Below are 20,083 nucleotides of genomic sequence, written 5' to 3'. Positions count from 1 at the left end.
CGACGGCCGCGGGAATGCAGCGGCCGGAACAACGAAACGGAGACGACAGATGAAGATCCTGCACCGGTGGCTGGCCGCGGCCGCCTGGGCCGCGATGTCGGCCGGCGCTGCGCTCGCGGCGCCCTTTCCCGCCAAGCCATTGACCATCGTGGTGCCGACGCCGCCCGGCGGCACCACCGACCTGGTGGCGCGCCTGCTGGCCGAGAAACTCGGCGCCTCGTTCGGCCAGCCCGTGGTGGTGGAGAACCGCCCGGGCGGTGCCACCACCATTGGCGCGCAGGCCGTGCTGAACCAGCCGGCCGATGGCTACACGGTGCTGATGGGCACCTTCGCGACCGTCACCAACCCCTACCTCAACAAGTCGATCCGCGTGGCCTACACCGACTTCGATCCGGTTACGCTGGTGGTGAACACGCCGAACGTGCTGGTCGTGGGCGCGGCGTCGCCGTTCAGGTCGCTGAAAGACCTCGTGGCCGCCGAGAAGGCCAGGCCCGGCGGCGTGAGCTTCGCCTCGACCAGCAATGGCGGCTCGCCCCATCTGTCGGGCGCCCTGTTCAACAGCCTCGCGAAGGTGCAGCTGATGCACGTGCCCTACCCGGGCTCGGCCCCGGCGATCACCGACCTGCTCGGCGGCCACGTCGACACCATGTTCGACAACCTGCCGGCCTCGCTGCCCCAGATCCATGCGGGCAAGGTGCGCGCGCTGGCCGTCACCACCAGCCAGCGGGTGCCGGCGCTGCCCGAGGTGCCGACCTTCGCGGAGGCGGGATTCCCGGGCTACGAGGTCAATGCATGGTTCGGACTGCTCGCGCGCAAGGGCACGCCGCCCGCGGCCATCGAGGCCTGGAACCAGGGCGTGAGGGCCGCGCTCGACATGCAGGACGTGCGGCAGAAGCTGAGCGGCTGGGGCGCGATCCCGGTGGGCAACACGCCCGCGCAGTTCGCCGCCTACCTGAAGGCCGAGGACCAGAAGTGGGCGCGCGTCATCAGGGACGCGGGCATCCGGATCGATTGAGGGAGAAGACGCGATGAGGAACAAGACCAGCGTGCGCATCGGCTGCGGCTCGGGATGGTGGCGCGACCGGATCGAGCCGGCGGTCGTCAGCGCCAAGCTCGGGCAGCTCGACTTCCTGTGCTTCGAGACCATGGCCGAGGCGACCGTGTCCTTCGCCCAGACCCGCAAGCGCGCCGACCCGGGCTTCGCGGGCTACGAGACCCTGCTCGAGGAGCGCATGCGGCGCGTGCTTCCGCATTGCCTGGCGCAGGGCACGCGGATCGTCACCAACGGCGGCTGGATCCATCCCGTGGCGGCGGCCGAGGCCACCGCGCGCATCTGCGCCGAGCTCGGCCACCGCAACGTGCGGATCACCGCCGTGGTGGGCGACGACCTGACGCAGCGCATCTTCGAACTCGCCGACACGGTGATGGAGAGCGGCGCCGCGCTCGAGACGTTGCGCCCCAGCCTGATCTCGGCCGAGGCCTATGCGGGTGCCGACGGCATCGTCCGGGCGCTCGACGAGGGCGCGCAGATCGTGATCACCGGGCGGGTCGCCGATCCCTCGCTCTTTCTCGCGCCGATGATCCATGCCTTCGGCTGGTCGCCGCACGACGTCGACCTGATCGCCCAGGGCTCGGCCATCGGGCACCTGCTGGAATGCGGCGCGCAGGTGACCGGCGGCTACTTCAGCGACCCCGGCTTCAAGGACGTGCCCGATCCCTGGAACCTCGGCCTGCCGATCGCCGAGGTGTCGGCCAACGGCGATGCCGTGATCACCAAGGTGCAGGGCACCGGCGGGCGCGTCGATGCGCGCACGGTGAAGGAGCAGATGTTCTACGAGGTGCACGACCCGTCGCTGTACCTGACGCCCGACGTGGTGGTGAATTTCCTGACCGCGCGCGTCGAGGAGATCGGCGAGGACCGCGTGCGCTTCAGCGGCGCCACCGGCCGCGCGCGGCCGCGCACGCTCAAGGTGTCGATGGGCTGCAAGGAGGGCTTCATCGGCGAGGACTGGTTCTTCTACGCGGGGCCGGGCGCGATGGCGCGCGCCGAGCTGGCCAAGCGCATGCTCGAGGAGCGCTTCCGCATGGTCGGGCTGGAGGCGCAGGAACTGCGCATCGACTACCTGGGCGTCAACGCCGTGCATCGCGAGGCATCGCCGCCCATGGACCACGAGCCCTACGAGGTGGCGGTGCGCGTCTGCGCGCGCACCCGCACGCGCGAGATGGCCGAGAAGATCGGCGGCGAGGTCGACGGCATGGCCGTGTCGGGCATCGCCGCGACCGGCAAGCGCCTGCCGTTCAACGACCGCACGCGCGAGGTCATCGGCGTGTGGTCCACCCTGGTGGATCGCGACGCGATCGACTTCAGGCTCGAAACCATCGAAAGCTGAGACCATGCAGATCCCGCTTCGCTACCTCGCGCACAGCCGTTCCGGCGACAAGGGCAACATCTTCAACGTGGGCGTGTTCGCCTACGAGCCCGCGTTCCATCCGCACCTGGTCGAGCAGTTGACGGCCGAGAAGGTCAAGGCCTTCTACAAGGTGGCCGAGCGCGTCGACCGCCACGTGGCCGACAACATCCACGGCATGAACTTCGTGCTGCACGGCGCCCTGGCCGGCGGCGTTTCGCGCACGCTTGCCCTGGACAACTACGGCAAGGCCATGTCGAGCGTGATCCTGCGCATCGACATCGAGGTGCCGCCGGAGATCGAAGCGCTGGTGCGGCGACGCTTTCCGGCCTTGCCTGCCGCGACGGACCCGTCGCCCTAGCGCTGCGCCGGCGGAATCGCCTGCACCGAGGCGATGAAGTCCGCGAGCGTGTCGCGCTCCCACTTCAAATGCTTGCGCTGCACCGCCGCCGGCTGCTTGCCCAGGAACACCCCGGGCCGCCTTTCGGTCGCCGGCCGGATCGGCCGCGGCGCGAAGCCGCCGCCGCAGTTGGGGCAGACGTCGTGCAGCACGTGCTGCGCGCAGTCGGCGCAGTAGGTGCATTCGTAGCTGCAGATGCGCGCATCGGTCGCGTTCGGCGGCAGGTCCTTGTCGCAGTATTCGCAGTTGGGCCTGAGTTCGAGCATGGGTTCATCTCCGGAGAAAGGGCAGGGGGATGGCGCCGCGCGCGGGCAGCGTCATCGCGATCACGCCGGCCATGATGCACGCAAGCCCGGCCCACGCGGTGGGCGCGAGCCGCTCGCCGAGGAACAGCACGCCGATGGCCACGCCGATCGGCACGCGCAGGTAGGCCTGGGCGGAGGTCGACATCGGGCCGAGGGTGCGGATCAGCCGGAAGTAGATCGTGAAGGCCAGCGCGGTCGAGACCACGGCGAGCGCGAGCACGGCGGCCAGCGACGCGGCCGAGGGGGCGAGGGTCCAGGGGCGGTCGATCAGCAGGCTCGCGGGCAGCAGCAGCGCGGCGCCGCTCACGAGCGAGCCCGCGGCCGGCAGCATCGGGTCGAGGCCCTTGAACACGCGGCCGAACATCGCGGCGCAGCCGTAGCAGACCGCGGCCGCGACCAGCGCGAGCTGGGCCCACAGCGACCGGCCGAGACCGCCGAGCGCCTCCACGCCGACGATCAGGCAGATGCCGGCCAGCCCGGCCGCCACGCCGAACAGCCGCCGCAGCGTGGGCCGCTCGGCGCCGGTCAGGCCCAGGCTCAGCAGGAAGATGAAGATCGGCGAGGTCGAGTTGAGGATGGTCGCGAGGCCGGCATCGACGCTGCGTTCGGCCCAGGCGATCAAGGTGAAGGGCAGCACGCTGTTGAGGCCGGCCTGCAGCGCGAAGCGGCGCCAGCTGGCCGCGTCGCGCGGCAGCCGCAGGCCGCGCAGCCGCAGCACGGCCAGCAGCAGCAGGCCCGCGACCAGCGTGCGTGCGGCGATCAGCGTGACCGGCGGAAGGGTCGCGACGCCGATCTTGATGAAGGTGTAGGAGGCGCCCCAGCAGGTGGCGAGCAGCACGAGCAGCGCCCATTCGAGGGCGGGGCCCCGGGGTTTGGCTGAAGCGGCGAGGGTGGTGGTGGTCGGCATGGCGCGCCGATCATCGCGAAGGCCGCGCGCGGACACTTCGGCCGCGGCCGAAACGTGCCTGCCTCAGTGGCCGTGCCCGTGGTGCGGGTCGTCCGCGCCGCCGTTGAGCAGCGTCGCGAGGTCGGTCTCCTGTTCGGCCGTCGCGCCCGCGATCACGCGCCGCTCGAGCTCGTCGAGGTGCTCGAGTGCCACGGCCAGCGCCTTGTCGAGCGACTTGCCGGCGGTCAGCGCATCGATGATCTGCTCGTGTTCGCGCGGCGCGCAGCTCGCGGCCTCGGCCGAGTCGTAGAGCGCCTTGTAGAGCTCGGTGTTCGCGATCAGTCGGCCGATGTAGGAGAGCAGTTCCTCGCTGCCCGCCATCTGCGCCAGCAGCAGGTGGAAGTCGCCGGCCAGGCGCACGGCGTCTTCGCGCCGGCCTTCCTTGAAGGCCTTCTGCTCGGCCTGCACGTGCTTGCGCAGGGTGGCCACCTGTTCGCGCGAGAGCTGGCCGAACAGCGTGGTCACGAGCCCGGCCTCGACGATGCGGCGCGCGCGGTAGGTGCCGCGCATGTCCTCGATCGAGGGGTTGGGCACGAAGGCGCCGCGGTTGTGCTCGAGCACCAGCCGCTTCTCGGAACCCAGCCGCGCCAGCACCTTGCGCACCGCGCCGCGCGTGCAGCCCAGCGCCTCGGCCAGCGCGCGCTCGCGCAGCGGCGTGCCGGGCCGCAGCTTGCCGCTGAGCAGCGCCTTGGAGACGGCGGCATAGACGCGTTCGTCCACGTTGGCGCCGTCGGCGTCGGTGGGCTCGGGGGAGGGTGCGGGCGCGGAAGGCTTGCGGGTGGCGGGCATAGGCAGGCGGATTTTGCCTGCGTCGCGCCACCCCGGGGAAAGCCCCCGGATTGACGCGGCCCGGTCCGCTTCGTACCATTCGCGGAAATTTGGTTAACCAAAATAAAATAATATGGTTGACCAAAAATCCAGGTATCCACAACCACACACGACAACGGAGACACACATGAAATCCGCCAAATGGCTGGCCGCGCTGCCGGTCGCCGCCTTCTTCAGCGGGGGCTGGCTGTCCTCCGTCGCGCCCACCTTCGTGCTCGGCATGCCCTTCCTGATGGTGTGGAACGTCCTCTGGCTGGTACTGACCTCGCTGATCATGGTGGTCATCGACCGCGCCGAAGGCGACCTCGACGCGCCGGCAACGCAGGGAGACGCGCGATGAACGCCGCGCTCGGCGTGATCGCGCTGTTCGTGGTCGGCGCGCTGGCCCTCGCGGTGCTGGCGCGGCGCGGCCGCACCATGAGCCTCGAGCAATGGGCGCTCGGCGGGCGCGGGCTCGGCGCGATCATGGTGTTCCTGCTGATGGCGGGCGAATCGTTCTCCACCTTCACCTTCCTGGGCGCCAGCGGCTGGTCGTACAGCAAGGGCTCGCCGGCCTTCTACATCCTGGCCTATGGCGGGCTGGCCTACCTCATGGCCTTCTGGATGCTGCCGGCCGTGTGGCGCTACGCCACCGCGCACAAGCTGGTGTCGTTCTCCGACTTCTTCGCCCACAAGTACGACAGCCGCCCGCTCGGCGTGCTGGTGTCGGTGGTGGCGCTCGGCGGCATGGTCGCGCTGCTGACCATCCAGTTGCGCGGGCTCGGCATCATCGTCTCGGAGGCCTCGTACGGCTCGATCGCGCCGCCGGTGGCGATCTGGATCGGCACGCTGGTGATGGTCAGCTACATCCTGTTCTCGGGCATCCACGGCTCGGCCAGCATCGCCATCGTGAAGGACGTGCTCATCCTCGCGCTCGCCGTGTTCCTCGGCCTCTACCTGCCGTGGCGCTACTACGGCGGCGTGGCGCCGATGTTCACCGCCATCCACGCGGCCAACCCGGGCTTCTTCGAATTCCCGAAGGAGGGCCTCAACCTCAGCTGGTACAACTCGACCATCCTGCTGACGGCGCTGGGCTACTACCTCTACCCGTTCAACCTCACTTCGGTGTATGCCGCGCGCAGCGCGAGCGCGGTGCGCCGCAACACCATCCTGATGCCGCTGTACCAGGTGGTGATCGCCTTCCTGTTCCTGGTCGGCTTCGCGGCCATCCTGCAGGTGCCGGGGCTCAAGGGCTCCGACGTCGACCTGGCCCTGTTCGGCCTCGTCAAGCACAGCTTCGACCCCTGGTTCGTCGGCGTGATCGGCGGCACCGGCGTGCTCACGGCGCTGGTGCCGGGCTCGATGATCCTGCTCACGGCCTCCACCGTGATCGGCAAGAACGTCTACAAGGAAGGCTTCGCGCCGCATGCCACCGACCGCCAGGTGTCGCGCGTGGCGCGCGGCGTGTTGCCGCTGTTCGCGCTGGTGGCGGTGTACTTCGTGCTGCGCGGCGGCACCACCATCGTGGCGGTGGCGATCTTCGCCTCGAGCCTGCTCACGCAGCTGCTGCCCTCGCTGCTGTTCAGCCTCCTGAAGAAGCCCTTCGGCAACAAGCACGCGGCCTTCGCGGGCATCGTCGCGGGCGGCGCGGTGCTCGGCTTCCTGATGACCACCGGCGCGAACCTCGCTACGCTGTTTCCCGCGGCACCGCTGGCCTTCAAGTCGCTCAACACCGGGTTGGTGGCGCTCGCGACCAATGCGCTGGTGTTCGTGATCGTGGCGCTGGTCACGCCGGGCCCGGCGCCGCGCGCGGCCGCGGCGCAGCCCGCCTGATGCTTCATGCGACAAAGAACAAAGGAATCCCCATGCCATCGCTCCTGATCCGCAACGTTCGCCCGCTGGGTGCCGCGCCGCTCGACGTGCGGGTGCAGGACGGCCGCATCGCCGAGCTCGGCGCCGCGCTCGCCGCGCCGGCCGATGCCGTCGTCGACGACGGCCGCGGCGCGCTGCTGCTGCCCGGCCTCGTCGAGGGCCACACCCACCTCGACAAGACGATGTGGGGCCTGGACTGGTACCGCAACGAGGTCGGCACGAACCTGATCGACAAGATCGAGAACGAGCGCGCTTTCCGACATGCCAGCGGCCACGACGCGGCCGCGCAGTCGCTGGTGCTGGCCAAGGCCTTCCTCGCGCTCGGCACCACGCGGCTGCGCACGCACGTCGACGTCGACACGCAGGCCGGCCTGCGCCACCTCGAAGGCACGCTGCGCACGCGCGAGACCCTGCGCGATCTGCAGCAGATCCAGGTCGTCGCCTTCCCGCAGTCGGGCCTGCTCGCGCGGCCCGGCACGGCCGAGCTGCTCGACCGATCGCTGGCCGCGGGCGCCGACGTGCTCGGCGGGCTCGACCCCTGCGCCATCGACGGCGATCCCGTGAAGTCGCTCGATGTGCTGTTCGACATCGCCCACCGGCACCAGCGCGCTATCGACATCCACCTACACGAGCCCGGCGCCATGGGCGCCTTCTCGCTCGACCTGATCCTGCAGCGCACCGAGGCGCTGGGCATGCGGGGCCAAGTGGCGATCAGCCATGGCTTCTGCCTCGGCGACGTGAGCGAGCGCGAACGCGATGCCCTGCTCGCGCGCATGGCGAAGCTCGGCGTGGTGCTGATCACCAGCGCGCCGCCCTCGCGCAACGTGCCGCCGCTGCTGGCCTGCCGCCAGGCCGGCGTGACCGTGCTCGGCGGCAACGACGGCATCCGCGACACCTGGTCGCCCTATGGCCGGCCCGACATGCTCGAGCGCGCGATGATCATCGGCCTGCGCTACAACCTGCGCCGCGACGACGAGATCGAGGTCGCGCTCGACACCGTGACGCACGCGGGTGCGCGCGGCTGCGGCTTCGAGACTTACGGCCTTGGCGTCGGCGATCGTGCCGACCTGGTGCTGGTCGATGCGCAGACCGTGGCGCATGCCGTGGTGGAGCGTCCCGTGCGCCAGCTCGTGGTGGCCGGCGGCCGCATCGTGGCGCGCGACGGCGTGCTGCAGGACGACGTGGCCGCCTTGTGAAGGCGGAGGTTCGCCGCGATGCCGGCACCGCCTTCGCGGCCGTGATCGTGCTGGTGGCGCTGAACCTGCGCGCCTTCCTCACCTCGAGCAGCCCGCTGCTCGGCGCCATCCGCTTCGACACCGGCATCGGCTTCCACGCCGTGGCGCTGCTCACGGTGCTGCCGATGTTCGCGATGGGCGCCACCTCGCTGTGCGGCGCGGCCGTGGGGCAGCGCATCGGCGCGCGCGCCGGTGTCGCGCTGGGCCTCGCGGCCATCGCGCTCGCCTGCGCGAGCCGCTACGGAGCGAACGGCGCGGCGCCGTTGCTCGCCAGCGCGGCGCTCGCTGGCGCGGGTGTCGGGCTGGTGCAGGCGCTGATGCCGGGCGTGGTCAAGCAGGCCTATCCGGCGCGCATCGGCGTGATGACCGGGCTCTATTCGGCCGCGATCATGGGCGGCGGCGGCTTCGGTGCGGTCGCCAGTCCCTGGGTCGCACAGGCGCTCGGCGGCGCGCATCCCGACTGGCATGCGGGCCTCGCGATCTGGGCGCTGCCCGCGGTCTTCGCGCTGCTGTACTGGCTCAACATGCGGCGCATGGAATTCACGGCCGATGCGCCGCGCCGCGGCCTCTCGTGGCTGCGCTGCTTCGCGAGCCCGCGCGCCTGGCTGCTGGCGATCTGCTTCGGCCTCGTCAACGGCGGCTACACCAGCCTCGTGGCCTGGCTGCCGCACTTCTATGCCCAGCAGGGCTGGAGCGCGCAGCAGGGCGGTTCGGTGCTCGCGCTGATGACGCTGGCGCAGGTGGTGGGCGCGCTCGCCATGCCCGCCATCGCGCGCAGCCGCGGGCGCGACCTGCGGCCCTGGCTCGCGCTCACGCTGGCCGCGCAGCTCGCGGGCTTCTGCGCGCTCGCGCTGCATGCGCCCGTGCCGGCCCCGGCCATCGCGCTCGTGCTGGGCTTCGGCCTCGGCGGCGCGTTCTCGCTGTGCATGGTGCTCGCGCTCGATCATCTGCCCGATCCCGCGCAGGCCGGCGCGCTCGCGGGCTTCATGCAGGGCCTGGGCTTCATGATCGCGGCGCTCGCGCCCTTCGTCACCGGCTGGGTGCGCGAGCACACCGGCGGCTTCGCGCTCGCCTGGGCCTACCTCGGCGCCGTGGTGCTCGTGCTGCTGCCGCTGCTGCTGCGCTTCGATCCGCGCCGCTACGGCGCCGCCACCGCGGGGCTGTTCGCGCCGCGCGCCGTGCCATCCTCTTCCCTCGCGCCCGAGGGCGCAGCCACTCGAAAGGTCTGAACACCATGTACCAGGAACGCTTCATGCAACGCGCGCTCGCCCTGTCCGCGCAGGCGCTGCACGAACCCGGCACCGAGCCCTTCGGCGCCGTGGTCGTGAAGGACGGCGCCATCGTCGGCGAGGGCTTCAACCACTCGGTCGCGCACCACGACCCCACCTCGCACGGCGAGGTCGAGGCCATCCGCGACGCCTGCCGCAAGCTCGGCAGCGTCGACCTCTCGGGCTGCGAGCTCTACACCTCGTGCGAGCCCTGCGCCATGTGCGTGGCGGCGATGCACATCGCGGGCATCGCCCAGCTCTACTACGCGGCCTCGCTCGAGCAGTCGGGCGAGGCCTTCGACGGCGTGACCGTGGCCGCGCGCCATCCGATCGACGTGGAGGCGCTGCGCCTCGAATCGGGCGCGACGCTCGCGCAGCGCAGGCTGCCGGCCGAGCAGAGGATGGATGGGGAGGCGGTGCGGATCCTGGCCGAGTGGGCGGCCACGCGGCGCGCGGCTTAGGCCGAAGCCGTCGGCACGAACGGCGAGGGCAGCGGTTCGGTGGGCAGGTCCGGGAGGTCGGGAATCTCGGGATATTGCCCCAGCGGATGGACATCGAAGTAGGCGTCGAAGAGGATGGTGTTCGGCGCCAGATTCGCCACCGCGGTCTGCGCGACGCGCGTGTTGCCGGGTCGCTTGGCGATGCCTTCGCTGGTGGTTGGCGCCGAGAGCTGGAAGATCTCGCAGGCACCTACGTAGTAGCCGTCGTTTCGCACGATGTACTGCACCGAAGGCAGGTACTTGTGAGTCTCGGGATCGGCCGTCATGCCGGCGGCGAGCAGGAAGTCGATGATGTAGTTGGTGTCCTCGATCTGCGACATCCGCAGGTATTGCTTCTCGGTGTACGACGCCATGTAGTCGAGGCACACGTCCACGCCGAAGGGCACGCCGCCCAGCGGGTCGTTGTCGAAGCCCGTGTACTGCTTGCCGTCCGCGTAGTAGGCGGCGGTGGTGGTCGACTCCATCAGCACGAGAATATCGAGGTGGCCCAGCAGAACCTTCCAGTAGGCCCGGCCGTCTTTCAGGACCTGCGTGCCCCCGTCCGTGTCGAAATCGATCCATGACACATTGCGCTTGGGCCACATCGCGATCGGCCGGCTGCCGTCGGGGTTGGCCTTGCTGAAGTTGTCGATCACCAGCACGTAGTTGAGCGCTTCGTAGGGCGGAAGGTCCTCGTCTTTCACCGGGCCGCCTTGCGGGGCCGGCGCCGCGGGAGGCTCGACCAGTTGCTTCATCAGAACCTGCGAAGTGCCGGGCAGCAGCGCCAGCTTGCCGTACTGGTCCTGCGGGAACAGGGCGATCAGCGCGCGCACGTGCTTCTGCACCTCGATCACGCAGGTGGTCGAGAAGGCCTTGATCTCCTCCTCGTTCCTCACCGCATCCCAGTTCACATTCCAGAAGAACTCGGGCACCACAAAGAAGCAGAGGTCGGTGGGCGCGCTCTTCTTTGGGAGGCCCTGTGCCAGCGCATCGCTCAGCAGGTTGAACTTGGCCTGCAGCGCGCGCCGCGTGTAGGTCTCGATGGGCTCGTCCTTCAGTCGCTGGTCGGGGAGTGGCGCTGTGGAGGGCGTCTGGAGGTTGAGAACGCGCACGTTCTTCACCGCCTTTTCGACCGGCCTCGGCGGTGGCGGATCGACGGGCGGCGTCGGCACCACCGCGGGCGAGGGCGGTGGTGCCACGGCCACCGGCGTCGGCGAAAAGCCGCTGCTGCTGCCTCCGCCGCCGCATGCGGCCAGCAGCGCGCTGGTGCCGAGGGGAAGGGCCAGGCCGGCCTTCAGGAGGGAACGGCGGCGCGTTCCCCGTGCATGCGTTTGATCCGGATCGGCTTCGCTTTCGTGGGTCATGTGAAAAAGCTCCCTGATGTTGATGTGTGCAGAAACTGCAATCGGGTTGCGCAAAATCCGTGCCCGCGAACGACGCACCATTGCGCCGCATTCCCATGGGAATTCAAGCCAGGCGGTGCTTTCCGGATGATGCGATCAGACCCGAAGCGAGAATCGCAAACGCAACAAGGTGGCGATTAATTCCTCGATGAATATCATTTTGGGATCGATGCAATGCACAGATGTCGATCGAGTCGGCGGGCTTCGCGCGCCGGTTCCAGGCAACAGGCCATCCATGCCGCCGTCGTGCTCGCGCTCGGTCCGGGAAGGGGGCGAGGCTGTAGGGCAGCCCGCCCAGCGATACGCGGCTGTCGCCGACAGGCCGCGCACGCCGATGGCATCACCATGGGTCCATCGACAACCTTTTGGAGGACCCTTCCCATGATCAACAAGACCCTGCTCGCCCTCGCCACTTCGCTGACCCTGCTGGCCGCCGGCACCGCCAACGCGCAGATCGGCAAGGCCGCCTCCGAGGCGACCGATGCGGCCCAGCACAAGATCGACGAGAAGCAGGCCGACAGCAAGGCCAAGAAGAGCGGCCCGGTCGGCAAGGCCGTGAACAACGTGAAGTCGGGCTATCACAAGAACCGCTCGAAGGCCTCGGCCGACAAGGCCAAGCAGTCGCTGAAGAATGCGGGCTGATCGGGGGAAGCGACCAGCCAGAACACAACCGTTCGGGCTGAGCCTGTCGAAGCCTCGCGCGGCGCTTCGACAAGCTCAGCGTGAACGGTTGTTTTTTCAAGCGCGCCCGGCTCAGGCCTGACGCACCTGCCCCGCAGCTTCCTTCGCCTGTGCCGCCTCCCGCGCGCGCACGACCGTCGTCGTCTCGCCTGCATACCCCCAGTCGTCGGTGTCGATCTCGTCGATCACGATGTGGGTCAGGTGCGGGTCCTTGCCGAGCACGCGCTGCAGCGTGTCGGTGATCTCCGCGATCACGGTGGCCTTCTGTGCGCGCGTGACGCCGTCGCGCGTGATGCGTACGTTGACGTAGGGCATGGCGTTCTCCCTCAAACGATGTAGTTGCCCGCGCTGCCCGCGCCATCCACCGGCAACACCGCGCCGCTCGTGAAGCCCGCGTTCACCAGGTAGAGCACCGCATCGGCGATCTCGTTGACCGTGCCCAGGCGGCCGGCAGGCTGCAGGGTCTTGAGGAAGCCGTGCGTCTCGGGCGCATGCATCGGGCTGTCGATGATCCCGGGCGCCACCGCGTTCACGCGCACGCCATGCGGCGCGAGCTCGAGCGCCAGCGCGCGCGTGGCCGCGTTCAACCCGCCCTTGAGCAGCACCGCCATGAAGGCCGGCACGTTGCTGCGCGGCTGCAGCGCCACCGAGGCCGTGATGTTGACGATTGCGCCCGCGCCGCGGCCGATCATGTGGCGCGCCGCGGCCTGCGAGGCGTAGATCGTGCCCTTCACGTTGGTGGCGATCTGCTGCTCGACCTCCTCGGGGGTGAAGTCCACGAAGGGCTTGGCCAGGAAGATGCCCGCGTTGTTGACCAGCGCGTCGACGCCGCCGAAGCGCGTGACCGCATGCTCGACCAGCGCGGCGGCGATGCGCGGATCGGCGATGTCGCCGGCCACGCCGGTGAAGCGGTCGCCGGCGCCGAACTGGCGCGCGGCCTCGACCAGCCGCGCGTCGCTGCGCGCATTGCCGACCACGTTCCAGCCCTCGGCCAGCAGGCGGCGCGCGATCGCGAAACCGATGCCGCTGCTGGCGCCGGTGACGACGGCGGTGCGGGCCTTGCCGCCTTGGGAATCAGGGGTGCTCATGGTGAATGTCCTTCCGGTGTTTGCGCCGTGCGAGATGCGGTGGCGTCGTGGAAGGAAGTGTGGAGTCGCTCGAGCTAAGAGAGAATGGCCGCGATTCGGCAATCACTCTTCCGCTGTTCGAGCGAATCAGCCGGTGCGGCGTTTCGTGCGCCGGGCCTCGGCCTTGGGCTCGCAGGCCTTGCACCAGTCCGCGAAGCCCGCGCGCAGCTTGGGCAGCGCGAAGTCGACGAAGGCCCGCACCTTCGGCACCGAGAGCCGGCCGTGCGGCACCACCAGGTGCACCGGCAGCGGCGGCGGCTCGTCCTGCGCGAGGATGATGCGCAACCGCCCGTCGGCCACCTCGTCGGCCACGTGGTACGAGAAGGAACGCAGCACGCCGCGCCCCTCGGCCGCCGAGGCCACCGCCGCGCGCAGGCTGTTGACCACGAAGCGCGGCGCGAACTGCACCGTGCGCGGCATCGTGCCGGCGCCGCCGACGCCAGCCGCGGGCGGGAAGCTCCACGAGTCGATGCCGAAGTGCGTCATCGCCACCACCTGGTGCTCGGCGAGGTCGGCCGGCACCGCGATGCGCGGATGCTTCGCGAGATAGCGCGGCGAGGCCGTCGTGACGCGGCGTACCTCGCCCACGGGCAGCGCGACAAGCGTCGAGTCGGCCAGGTGCGCGATGCGCAGCGCCACGTCGATGCCCTCGTCGATCAGGTTGGCCGGGCGGTCCAGCAGGTGCAGCCGCACCGACACCGTCGGGTGCGTGTTCATGAAGGCGTCGAGGATCGGCCGCAGCAGCGCCTCGCCCACCGCGACCGCGGCCGTCACCGTGAGCCGGCCGCGCGGCGCCGAGCGTTCGCCGGCCGCCGCGATGTCGGCTTCCTCGAGGTCGGTGAGGATGCGCCGGCAGGCCACCGCATAGCGCTCGCCCGCATCGCTGAGCCGGATCGAGCGCGTCGTGCGGTGCAGCAGCTCGGCGCCCACATGGGCCTCGAGGAAGGCGATCGCGCGGCTCACGGCGGCCGGCGACTTGCCGAGCTTGCGGCCGGCACCGGCGAGGCTGCCTTCGGCCAGCGCCGCCACGAACACCTTCATGGCGTCGATGCGGTCCATGATTCTTCCTCTTCGCGAAATACTGAATGCCCAAGGATAGGGATTCATTCGCGCACCGGCAATCCGTAGCATCGAATCCATCGATTCGCCGGAGCAAACCATGGCCACCCCCCGCAGTGCAGCCGCGCGCACTGCCACCGCATCGCACCCGCGCGCCGCCTCCAACTGGCCCGCCATCCTCGCGGGCTTCTGCGCCACGCTCGTGGGCCTGGGCCTCGCGCGCTTCGCCTACACGCCGCTGCTGCCCGCCATCATCGACGCCCACTGGTTCGACGCCTCGGCCGCCACCTACCTCGGCGCCGCCAACCTCGTGGGCTACCTCGCGGGCGCACTGCTCGGCGGCCCGATGTCGGCGCGCTGGCCGGTGCGCGGCGTGCTGCGCGCGATGATGCTCGCCACCGTCGCCTCGCTCGCGGCCTGCGCCTGGCCGCTCGACTTCGCATGGTTCTTCGGCTGGCGCATCGTCTCGGGCATCTCGGGCGGCGCGCTCATGGTGCTGGCCGCGCCCACCGTGCTCGCGCACATCCCGCCGCGCCAGCGCGGCCTCGCGAGCGGCCTGGTGTTCGCGGGCATCGGCCTGGGCATCGCGGCCTCGGGCACGCTGGTGCCGTTGCTGTTGCGCCAGGGGCTGGGCGCAACCTGGCTCGGCCTCGCGCTGCTGGCCCTGCTGCTCACCGCGCTCGCATGGAACGGCTGGCCCGCCGCCGCGCCGGCACCCGTGGCCACCCCGCACGCCGCCGTTGCGCGCAAGCCGGCCACCGGCGCGTTGCGCGCGCTCACCGTCTCCTATTCGCTCAATGCCGTGGGCCTCGTGCCGCACATGATCTTTCTCGTCGACTTCGTCGCGCGCGGCCTCGGGCAAGGCCTTGCAGTGGGGGCGCAGTACTGGGTGGTGTTCGGCCTTGGCGCGCTCGTGGGGCCGGTGCTCGGCGGCTGGCTCGCGGACCGTGTCGGTTTCGCCACCGCGTTGCGCATCGCCTTCGTGCTGCAGGCCGCGGCGCTCGCCTTGCCCGCGTTCGGGCTCATCGGCCATGGCGGGCTGATCGTTTCGAGCGCCGTGGTCGGCGCCTTCACGCCGGGCATCGTGCCGCTGGTGCTGGGCCGCGTGCAGGAGCTGCTCGCGCATCACCCCGCCATGCAGAAGCGCGCGTGGAGCCGCGCCACCACCGGCTTCGCGGTACTGCAGGCCAGTGGCGCCTACGGAATGTCGTGGCTGCTCGCGCACGCGGGCGGCGGGTATGCGCTGCTGTTTGCCGTGGGTGGCGTGGCGATCGTGCTGGCCCTCGTCATCGACATCGTCGCGCGGAGGCTGCACCTCGCCGCCTGAGCTGGATTCCCGCGGCGCATCGCTCTTACACTGGGGCGATGAAGCGAGCCCTGGAAGTCGAGCGCACCCTTCAGCCCGTGGTCGAGCTGAGGGAGCAGGGCGCTGCCTACGGCTACTCGGTGCGCGCGCCGCGCTCCAAGGGCGTGATCCCGCCGAGCTCCTACCGCGACAGCGGTTTCGCCACGCTGCCCGACTGCCTGCGCGACGTGGCCAAGGCGCTGGGCGGCGACTTCAAGCGCATCTACATCCGGCTCGAAGGGCATTGCGTGGGCGAGCGCGACATCGTCGAGTTGCGCGATGCGCCCGATGCGGTGGCCGAGGCGTTGAAGGCGGCCTGCCTCGAGGCCGATGCGGCGGTGAAGCCTGTAGGCGATGCCGGCGACCAGGGCTGACGGCCTTCAGCTTCCCCGCAGGTTGGTCGCCGCATAATCGCGCCCCTTTCTTTTGGGGGCTCCATGCAGATCGATATCGCGCAATCGACGCCGACCGCCGCCAGCATCGCGAGGCTCGTGCAGGCCTTCTACGACCTGGGCCAAGTCGTCGCTAGCGAATTCCTGATTGGACGCTTCAACCAGAGCTACCGCCTGGACTTCGCCGACGGCCGGCGCGTGGTGGCGCGGCTGAGCCCCGAGCGCTTTCGTGGCGGGCCCAATATCGCCTTCGAGGCGGCCGCGCTCGCGCACTGGGCCGATGCCGGTTGCGCTGTCGCGCGCTGCCTGCTCGCGGCCAACGGCGAGGCGGCGATCCGAATGCAACTGCCCGAAGGACCACGCGCGCTGATGCTCTTCGAGCACCTCGAAGGCGAAGCCACCGGCGACAGCGTCGAGCACATCGCGCTGCTCGCGCATGGGCTGGCCGCCTTGCATGCCGCGGGCGAAAGCTACGGCGGTCCGCCCAGCGCCTACACCCTCGATCTCGATCACCTGTTGCACCGTCCGCTCGAAGCCCTGCTGCGCGGATCGACCATGACGGCCGAGCTGCGCCCGCTGTACGAGGAGATAGGCCGTCGCCTCGCCGACGACATCCTGGCCTTCGGCGAACTCTCGCGCGTGCTGTGCCATGGCGACACGCACGGCTACAACAACTTCATCGCGGCCGATGCGAAGGGGCAGCGCCGGGCGCTGTTCTTCGACTTCGACGAAGCGGGCCCCGGCTACCTGGCCTACGAGATCGCGGTGTATCCGTGGAGCCTGTATCCGCGCATGCCCGATGGCGTGATGAGCGAGAAGGCCAGGTCCCAATGGCTGGCCTTCATCGGCGCCTATCGCGAAGTGCGGCCGGTCGCCGATGTCGACCTTGCCGCGATCCCGCGTTTCATGGCGGTGCGGCAGCTCTGGCTGCTGGGCGAATACGCGGCGCGCATTCCCGACTGGGGATCGCAGTCGATACCGACCGACTACTTGCACCAGCAGACCGCCATGCTGCGCGCATGGCAAACGCTCGAGCTGCCGCTATGACCGGCCGTCGCGCGCCACCGCGATGCACTTGATCTCCACCAGCAGCCCGGCGTGCGCTAGCGAGTGCACGCCGATGCAGGTCCATGCGCACTGGCCGCGCGGAAAGAGGCGGTCCTTCACCGCGCGGAACACCGGCATGTGCGTCGCCATGTCGACGTGGTAGGTGGTCATCTCGACCACGTCCTCGAAAGTGCAGCCCGCTTCGGCCAGCACCGTGCGCAGGTTGTCCCAGGCCGCGACGAACTGCGCCTCGGGATCGGCGATGACCTCGAGTTCGGGCGTGCGGCCGACCTGGCCCGCGCAGTAGACCGTGGCGCCGATCTTGACGGCGGGCGCGTAGCCCGCGCGTTCGGCCAGGCGCTGCATCGAGGCGGGGATGATGAGTTGTCGTTCCGTCATAACAAGGGAATGTGGGGGTCCGGAGAGCGACCACCGGCCGGGTCGGGCGCGGCCTCGACACGGTCCAGGCAGCTGCAGTTTCCGACCTCGTCCCAGCCTGACAGAAGCGTGGGCCTCGTCGCGTCGGCAGGGGCGGTGGGTGCGATGGGTGGCGAGTATGGAGCGTCGTTCATGGTCTTGTGGTGCGAGAGGTTGTTGTTCACTTGGGCGCGAGCAGCCTGCCGCTCGCGAGAAGCTGCAGGGTGCGAACCGCGAGCACCGCGATCAGCACGCTCAGGAAGGCCAGCAGCGCGAGCGCCAGCACGGTCAGCGGCAGGAAGTCGGCGTGATGCGCGTAGCGCAGCGCGGCATTGGCGAGCGCGGCGATCGGAAAGCTCAGCGCCCACCAGCCGGCCGCGAAGGGAATGCTGCGCCGGAACACCTTGAACACCAGCGTGAGGAAGACGAAGAGCCCGAAGTAGAAGAGCAACGCCGCGAAGGTGTCGACGCGCTGGAAGAAGCTGGTGTAGGCCAGGAAGCCCACCTCGAAGGGCGCGACCAGGATCATCAGCGAGGGCACCATCTCGTTGGCCAGCTTCTCGTGGTGATGGATCAGGCGCGACACGATCATGGTGAAGAACACCAGCGCGACCATCGTTCCCACGGCCATCGCGAACAGGTTGAGCTCGCGCGCCCAGGCCATGGGCATGGTGCCGCCGGCCACCGTGATGTCGAGCGTGGCCACGCCCGGGATCAACCAGGCCGGCACCGAATGGCCCGCGTCGACCTTGCCGCGCAGCATGCGGCTCACGATGGTGAAGGACAGCGCGACGGTCAGCGCGGCGCCGATGCTCCAGAGCAGTTGCGAGGCCCGCGCGCTGACCGGCGCCACGACCGAGGAGATCAGCAGCGTGGCGATGGTGATCGTGCCGAAGAAGTTGCCCGCGATCGGGTGCATGAACTCGGCACGCACCGCCTGCGGATGCAGCACGGCCTTGGCCGCATAGGCCAGGCACAGCAGCACGAACAGCGCGACAGCGACGGCGCCGATCGCAGCGTGGATCCGCGGGCTCGCGCCGAACTGCTCGCTGGCCTGGTGCCAGGCGCCGGCCAGTCCCGAGATGCCCATGACCGAGGCGAAGAGGTTGACCGGCAGGTGGCGAAGGGAGGTCTGTCGCGGAGGGGCTGCCGGACTCAGCGTGTGCGTGGTGATGATTTCTTGCTCCTGAAAACCCCCGCGCGAGAGCGGCGAGGGCGAAGCAAAAGTCTAGGAGTCGGGAGCGCCCGACGGTGGGCCACGATGGCGCGGTTTGCGCCATTGATGGCCCGTTTCAGGCCACGCTGTGGAAGCGCTCGCGGTAATCGCGCGGCGTCGTGTCGAGCCGCTTCGCGAACACCACGCGCATGTGGTTCGCGCTGCGAAAGCCGCAGCGGAAGGCCACCGTCTTGAGCGGCAGGTCGGTCTCCTCGAGCAGCTTGCGCGAGAAGTCGATGCGCACCTGCTCGACGAAGGCCGAGGGCGTCATCGCGGCGTCCTTCGCGAAGTTGCGCGAGAAGGTGCGGCGGCTCACGCCCACCGCATCGGCGAGCTGCTCGATGCTCAGCGGCTCGCTCAGGTGCTCGGTGACATGGCGCAGCACCTTCGCCACGATGGTCTCTTCCTTCGGGCCCACCGCCAGGTAGGGGCTGTACTGCGACTGCCCGCCGTCGCGGCGGATGTAGACGATCAGCCGCTTGGCGATGCGCAGCGCCAGTTCGTGGCCCCAGTCCTCGGTCACCAGCGCGAGGCAGAGGTCCACGCCGGCCGTCACGCCGGCAGAGGTGAACAGCTTGCCGTCGCGCACGAAGATCTTGTCGGGCCGCACGCGCGCCCGCGGAAAGCGCGCGATGAGCCGGTCGACGTCGTGCCAGTGCGCCGTGACCTCCTTGCCGTTGAGCAGGCCCGCATGGCCGAGCGGAAAGGCGCCATTGCACACCGAGCCGTAGCGCCGCGAGCCCGCGGCCATGGCGTTGAGCCAGGCGAGAAAGGGCGCGGGATAGGCGTGCAGCTCGGGCAGGTTCGGCCCGCCGGCCACCAGCAGCAGGTCGGGCTGTTCGTGGTGGTCGAGGTAACCCGTGCCCACGTGCAGCTGCATGCCGTTGGCGCAGCGCACGCCGCCGGCCTGCAGGCCCACGAGCGTGATCTCGTACTGCTGGTGCGTGGGCAGGAAGCGGTTGGCCTCGGTGAAGACGTCCATGGGCGCCGCGACGTCGAGGGCCTGGACCCCTTCGAGGACGACGATGACCAGCTTCATGGGGCGCGCTTTCGGGGCCGATGGGCGGGCGATTGTAGAACGCCCTGTCTACCTGGACGGCCGCACGGGCGTGATGCCCCCGTCGTGAAATTTACTGTGAGCGTTCGCCCCCACGATACACAGGCATACGCAATCGCGCTCGCGAGGGGCGTGCCCCGAAAACAATCACTTCCGTCAGCAGCAACAACCCTCTCCTTCAGCCACTGACGACTGTCCGTCTCCTTCTTCTTCTTCAACCTTCCAGAAAGTCCATCATGAAGTCTTCCGTCCTCCTCTCCGTTGCCGTCCTCGCTTCCGTGTTCTCGCTCGGCGCCAGCGCCGAGCAATACCAGGGCGTGCTGCAGTTCCAGTCGACCGCGAGCCGCGCCGAGGTGCGTGCCCAGGCCGTGGTCGCCGCCCACAGCGAAGACCCGTACAGCGAAGCCGCCCAGGCCGGCGTGCCGCCGGTGTTCCAGAGCCAGGTCGCCCGTTCGGACGCCCGCTCGCAGGCCGTGGCCGCCGCGCGTGCCGGCAACCTCTATGGCGACGTGAGCGGCGATGGCGTGGCCCGCGTCGTGGCAGGCAATGTCGACCGCCAGGCCGTGCGTGCCGAAGCGCGCGCCACGGCGGCGCGTGGCGTCAGCGAAGGTTCTTGATG

At 69.8% G+C, this 20,083-nt stretch carries 23 protein-coding genes; 13 read left to right on the top strand and 10 right to left on the bottom strand.

The window, feature by feature from the left end; translation table 11 throughout:
* Positions 1-49 precede the first annotated feature (49 nt).
* The 3 genes from AC07RV_RS22720 to AC07RV_RS22710 are packed head-to-tail and all read left to right on the top strand — an operon-like array spanning position 50 to position 2,769.
* The gene (locus AC07RV_RS22720; protein WP_296780948.1) at positions 50-1,015 is read left to right on the top strand and encodes a Bug family tripartite tricarboxylate transporter substrate binding protein; all 966 of its coding nucleotides are present in this window, start codon (positions 50-52) and stop codon (positions 1,013-1,015) included.
* Between the two features lie 13 nt (positions 1,016-1,028).
* A complete protein-coding gene (locus AC07RV_RS22715; RefSeq protein ID WP_296780946.1) occupies positions 1,029-2,390 on the top strand; it encodes an acyclic terpene utilization AtuA family protein in 1,362 nt (453 codons plus the stop codon).
* Between the two features lie 4 nt (positions 2,391-2,394).
* The gene (locus AC07RV_RS22710; RefSeq protein WP_296780943.1) at positions 2,395-2,769 is read left to right on the top strand and encodes an AtuA-related protein; all 375 of its coding nucleotides are present in this window, start codon (positions 2,395-2,397) and stop codon (positions 2,767-2,769) included.
* On the opposite strand, the gene AC07RV_RS22705 is transcribed toward AC07RV_RS22710, so the two are convergent.
* From AC07RV_RS22705 to AC07RV_RS22695, 3 genes are all read right to left on the bottom strand, one after another.
* Positions 2,766-3,074, bottom strand: a complete 309-nt coding sequence (locus AC07RV_RS22705; protein ID WP_209542565.1) for a DUF1272 domain-containing protein — start codon at positions 3,072-3,074, stop codon at positions 2,766-2,768. The genes AC07RV_RS22710 and AC07RV_RS22705 overlap by 4 nt on opposite strands.
* A 4-nt stretch (positions 3,075-3,078) precedes the next feature.
* Positions 3,079-4,020, bottom strand: a complete 942-nt coding sequence (locus tag AC07RV_RS22700) for a DMT family transporter (RefSeq protein ID WP_296780938.1) — start codon at positions 4,018-4,020, stop codon at positions 3,079-3,081.
* Positions 4,021-4,083: 63 nt separating this feature from the next.
* Positions 4,084-4,848: a GntR family transcriptional regulator gene (locus AC07RV_RS22695; protein WP_296780936.1), complete on the bottom strand. Its 765-nt coding sequence runs from the start codon at positions 4,846-4,848 to the stop codon at positions 4,084-4,086.
* A 166-nt stretch (positions 4,849-5,014) separates the two neighbouring features.
* Between AC07RV_RS22695 and AC07RV_RS22690 the strand changes: the two genes are divergently transcribed.
* Genes AC07RV_RS22690 through AC07RV_RS22670 form a run of 5 tightly spaced genes read left to right on the top strand, consistent with a single transcriptional unit; the run spans position 5,015 to position 9,702 of the window.
* Positions 5,015-5,227, top strand: coding sequence for a DUF3311 domain-containing protein (locus AC07RV_RS22690; protein WP_057593917.1), 213 nt, complete (start codon positions 5,015-5,017; stop codon positions 5,225-5,227).
* Complete coding sequence (locus AC07RV_RS22685; RefSeq protein WP_296780932.1) at positions 5,224-6,699, top strand: sodium:solute symporter family protein; 1,476 nt, start codon at positions 5,224-5,226, stop codon at positions 6,697-6,699. The genes AC07RV_RS22690 and AC07RV_RS22685 overlap by 4 nt, the downstream gene beginning before the upstream one ends.
* A gap of 32 nt (positions 6,700-6,731) precedes the next feature.
* Complete coding sequence (locus AC07RV_RS22680; RefSeq protein ID WP_296780929.1) at positions 6,732-7,934, top strand: amidohydrolase family protein; 1,203 nt, start codon at positions 6,732-6,734, stop codon at positions 7,932-7,934.
* Positions 7,931-9,202: a cyanate transporter gene (locus tag AC07RV_RS22675; protein ID WP_296780926.1), complete on the top strand. Its 1,272-nt coding sequence runs from the start codon at positions 7,931-7,933 to the stop codon at positions 9,200-9,202. The genes AC07RV_RS22680 and AC07RV_RS22675 overlap by 4 nt, the downstream gene beginning before the upstream one ends.
* Positions 9,203-9,225: 23 nt before the next feature.
* Positions 9,226-9,702 carry a nucleoside deaminase gene (locus AC07RV_RS22670; protein WP_296780924.1) on the top strand — a complete coding sequence of 159 codons (477 nt, stop codon included), beginning with the start codon at positions 9,226-9,228 and terminating at the stop codon, positions 9,700-9,702.
* On the opposite strand, the gene AC07RV_RS22665 is transcribed toward AC07RV_RS22670, so the two are convergent.
* Entirely contained in the window at positions 9,699-11,084 is a 1,386-nt protein-coding gene (locus AC07RV_RS22665; RefSeq protein ID WP_444813764.1) for a hypothetical protein, read from the bottom strand. The two genes, AC07RV_RS22670 and AC07RV_RS22665, sit on opposite strands and share 4 nt — an antisense overlap.
* Before the next feature lie 423 nt (positions 11,085-11,507).
* Between AC07RV_RS22665 and AC07RV_RS22660 the strand changes: the two genes are divergently transcribed.
* Positions 11,508-11,765 carry a hypothetical protein gene (locus AC07RV_RS22660; RefSeq protein ID WP_395352988.1) on the top strand — a complete coding sequence of 86 codons (258 nt, stop codon included), beginning with the start codon at positions 11,508-11,510 and terminating at the stop codon, positions 11,763-11,765.
* Between the two features lie 111 nt (positions 11,766-11,876).
* Here the strand turns inward: AC07RV_RS22660 and AC07RV_RS22655 are convergent, their stop codons facing one another.
* The 3 genes from AC07RV_RS22655 to AC07RV_RS22645 all read right to left on the bottom strand — a co-directional run bounded on the left by AC07RV_RS22655 (position 11,877) and on the right by AC07RV_RS22645 (position 13,990).
* Positions 11,877-12,119 (bottom strand): tautomerase family protein, encoded by a 243-nt coding sequence (locus AC07RV_RS22655; RefSeq protein ID WP_203204361.1) that lies wholly within the window; start codon positions 12,117-12,119, stop codon positions 11,877-11,879.
* Between the two features lie 11 nt (positions 12,120-12,130).
* Positions 12,131-12,892 (bottom strand): SDR family NAD(P)-dependent oxidoreductase, encoded by a 762-nt coding sequence (locus AC07RV_RS22650; protein ID WP_296780917.1) that lies wholly within the window; start codon positions 12,890-12,892, stop codon positions 12,131-12,133.
* Between the two features lie 126 nt (positions 12,893-13,018).
* Entirely contained in the window at positions 13,019-13,990 is a 972-nt protein-coding gene (locus AC07RV_RS22645; protein WP_296780914.1) for a LysR family transcriptional regulator, read from the bottom strand.
* 100 nt (positions 13,991-14,090) lie between these two features.
* Here AC07RV_RS22645 and AC07RV_RS22640 point away from each other — a divergent pair, with 100 nt between their 5' ends.
* The 3 genes from AC07RV_RS22640 (at position 14,091) to AC07RV_RS22630 (ending at position 16,774) form a co-directional block, all read left to right on the top strand.
* Complete coding sequence (locus AC07RV_RS22640; protein ID WP_296780912.1) at positions 14,091-15,317, top strand: YbfB/YjiJ family MFS transporter; 1,227 nt, start codon at positions 14,091-14,093, stop codon at positions 15,315-15,317.
* 38 nt (positions 15,318-15,355) lie between these two features.
* Positions 15,356-15,709, top strand: coding sequence for a hypothetical protein (locus tag AC07RV_RS22635; RefSeq protein WP_296780910.1), 354 nt, complete (start codon positions 15,356-15,358; stop codon positions 15,707-15,709).
* A 63-nt stretch (positions 15,710-15,772) separates the two neighbouring features.
* The gene (locus AC07RV_RS22630; protein WP_296780909.1) at positions 15,773-16,774 is read left to right on the top strand and encodes a phosphotransferase enzyme family protein; all 1,002 of its coding nucleotides are present in this window, start codon (positions 15,773-15,775) and stop codon (positions 16,772-16,774) included.
* Here AC07RV_RS22630 and AC07RV_RS22625 read toward each other — a convergent pair.
* The 3 genes from AC07RV_RS22625 to AC07RV_RS22615 all read right to left on the bottom strand — a co-directional run bounded on the left by AC07RV_RS22625 (position 16,769) and on the right by AC07RV_RS22615 (position 19,446).
* Positions 16,769-17,173, bottom strand: coding sequence for a RidA family protein (locus AC07RV_RS22625; protein ID WP_296780906.1), 405 nt, complete (start codon positions 17,171-17,173; stop codon positions 16,769-16,771). The two genes, AC07RV_RS22630 and AC07RV_RS22625, sit on opposite strands and share 6 nt — an antisense overlap.
* Before the next feature lie 199 nt (positions 17,174-17,372).
* Positions 17,373-18,368 carry an SLAC1 anion channel family protein gene (locus tag AC07RV_RS22620; protein WP_296781083.1) on the bottom strand — a complete coding sequence of 332 codons (996 nt, stop codon included), beginning with the start codon at positions 18,366-18,368 and terminating at the stop codon, positions 17,373-17,375.
* A gap of 115 nt (positions 18,369-18,483) precedes the next feature.
* On the bottom strand, positions 18,484-19,446 hold the full coding sequence (locus AC07RV_RS22615) for a GlxA family transcriptional regulator (RefSeq protein WP_296780904.1): 963 nt from the start codon (positions 19,444-19,446) through the stop codon (positions 18,484-18,486).
* Positions 19,447-19,700: 254 nt separating this feature from the next.
* On the opposite strand from AC07RV_RS22615, the gene AC07RV_RS22610 reads away from it, so the two are divergent.
* Entirely contained in the window at positions 19,701-20,081 is a 381-nt protein-coding gene (locus AC07RV_RS22610; RefSeq protein ID WP_208512078.1) for a helicase SNF2, read from the top strand.
* Positions 20,082-20,083 lie beyond the last annotated feature (2 nt).

Source organism: Variovorax sp. GW821-FHT09B01 (genome assembly GCF_059418345.1).
This window is presented reverse-complemented; position numbering and strand designations above follow the sequence as displayed.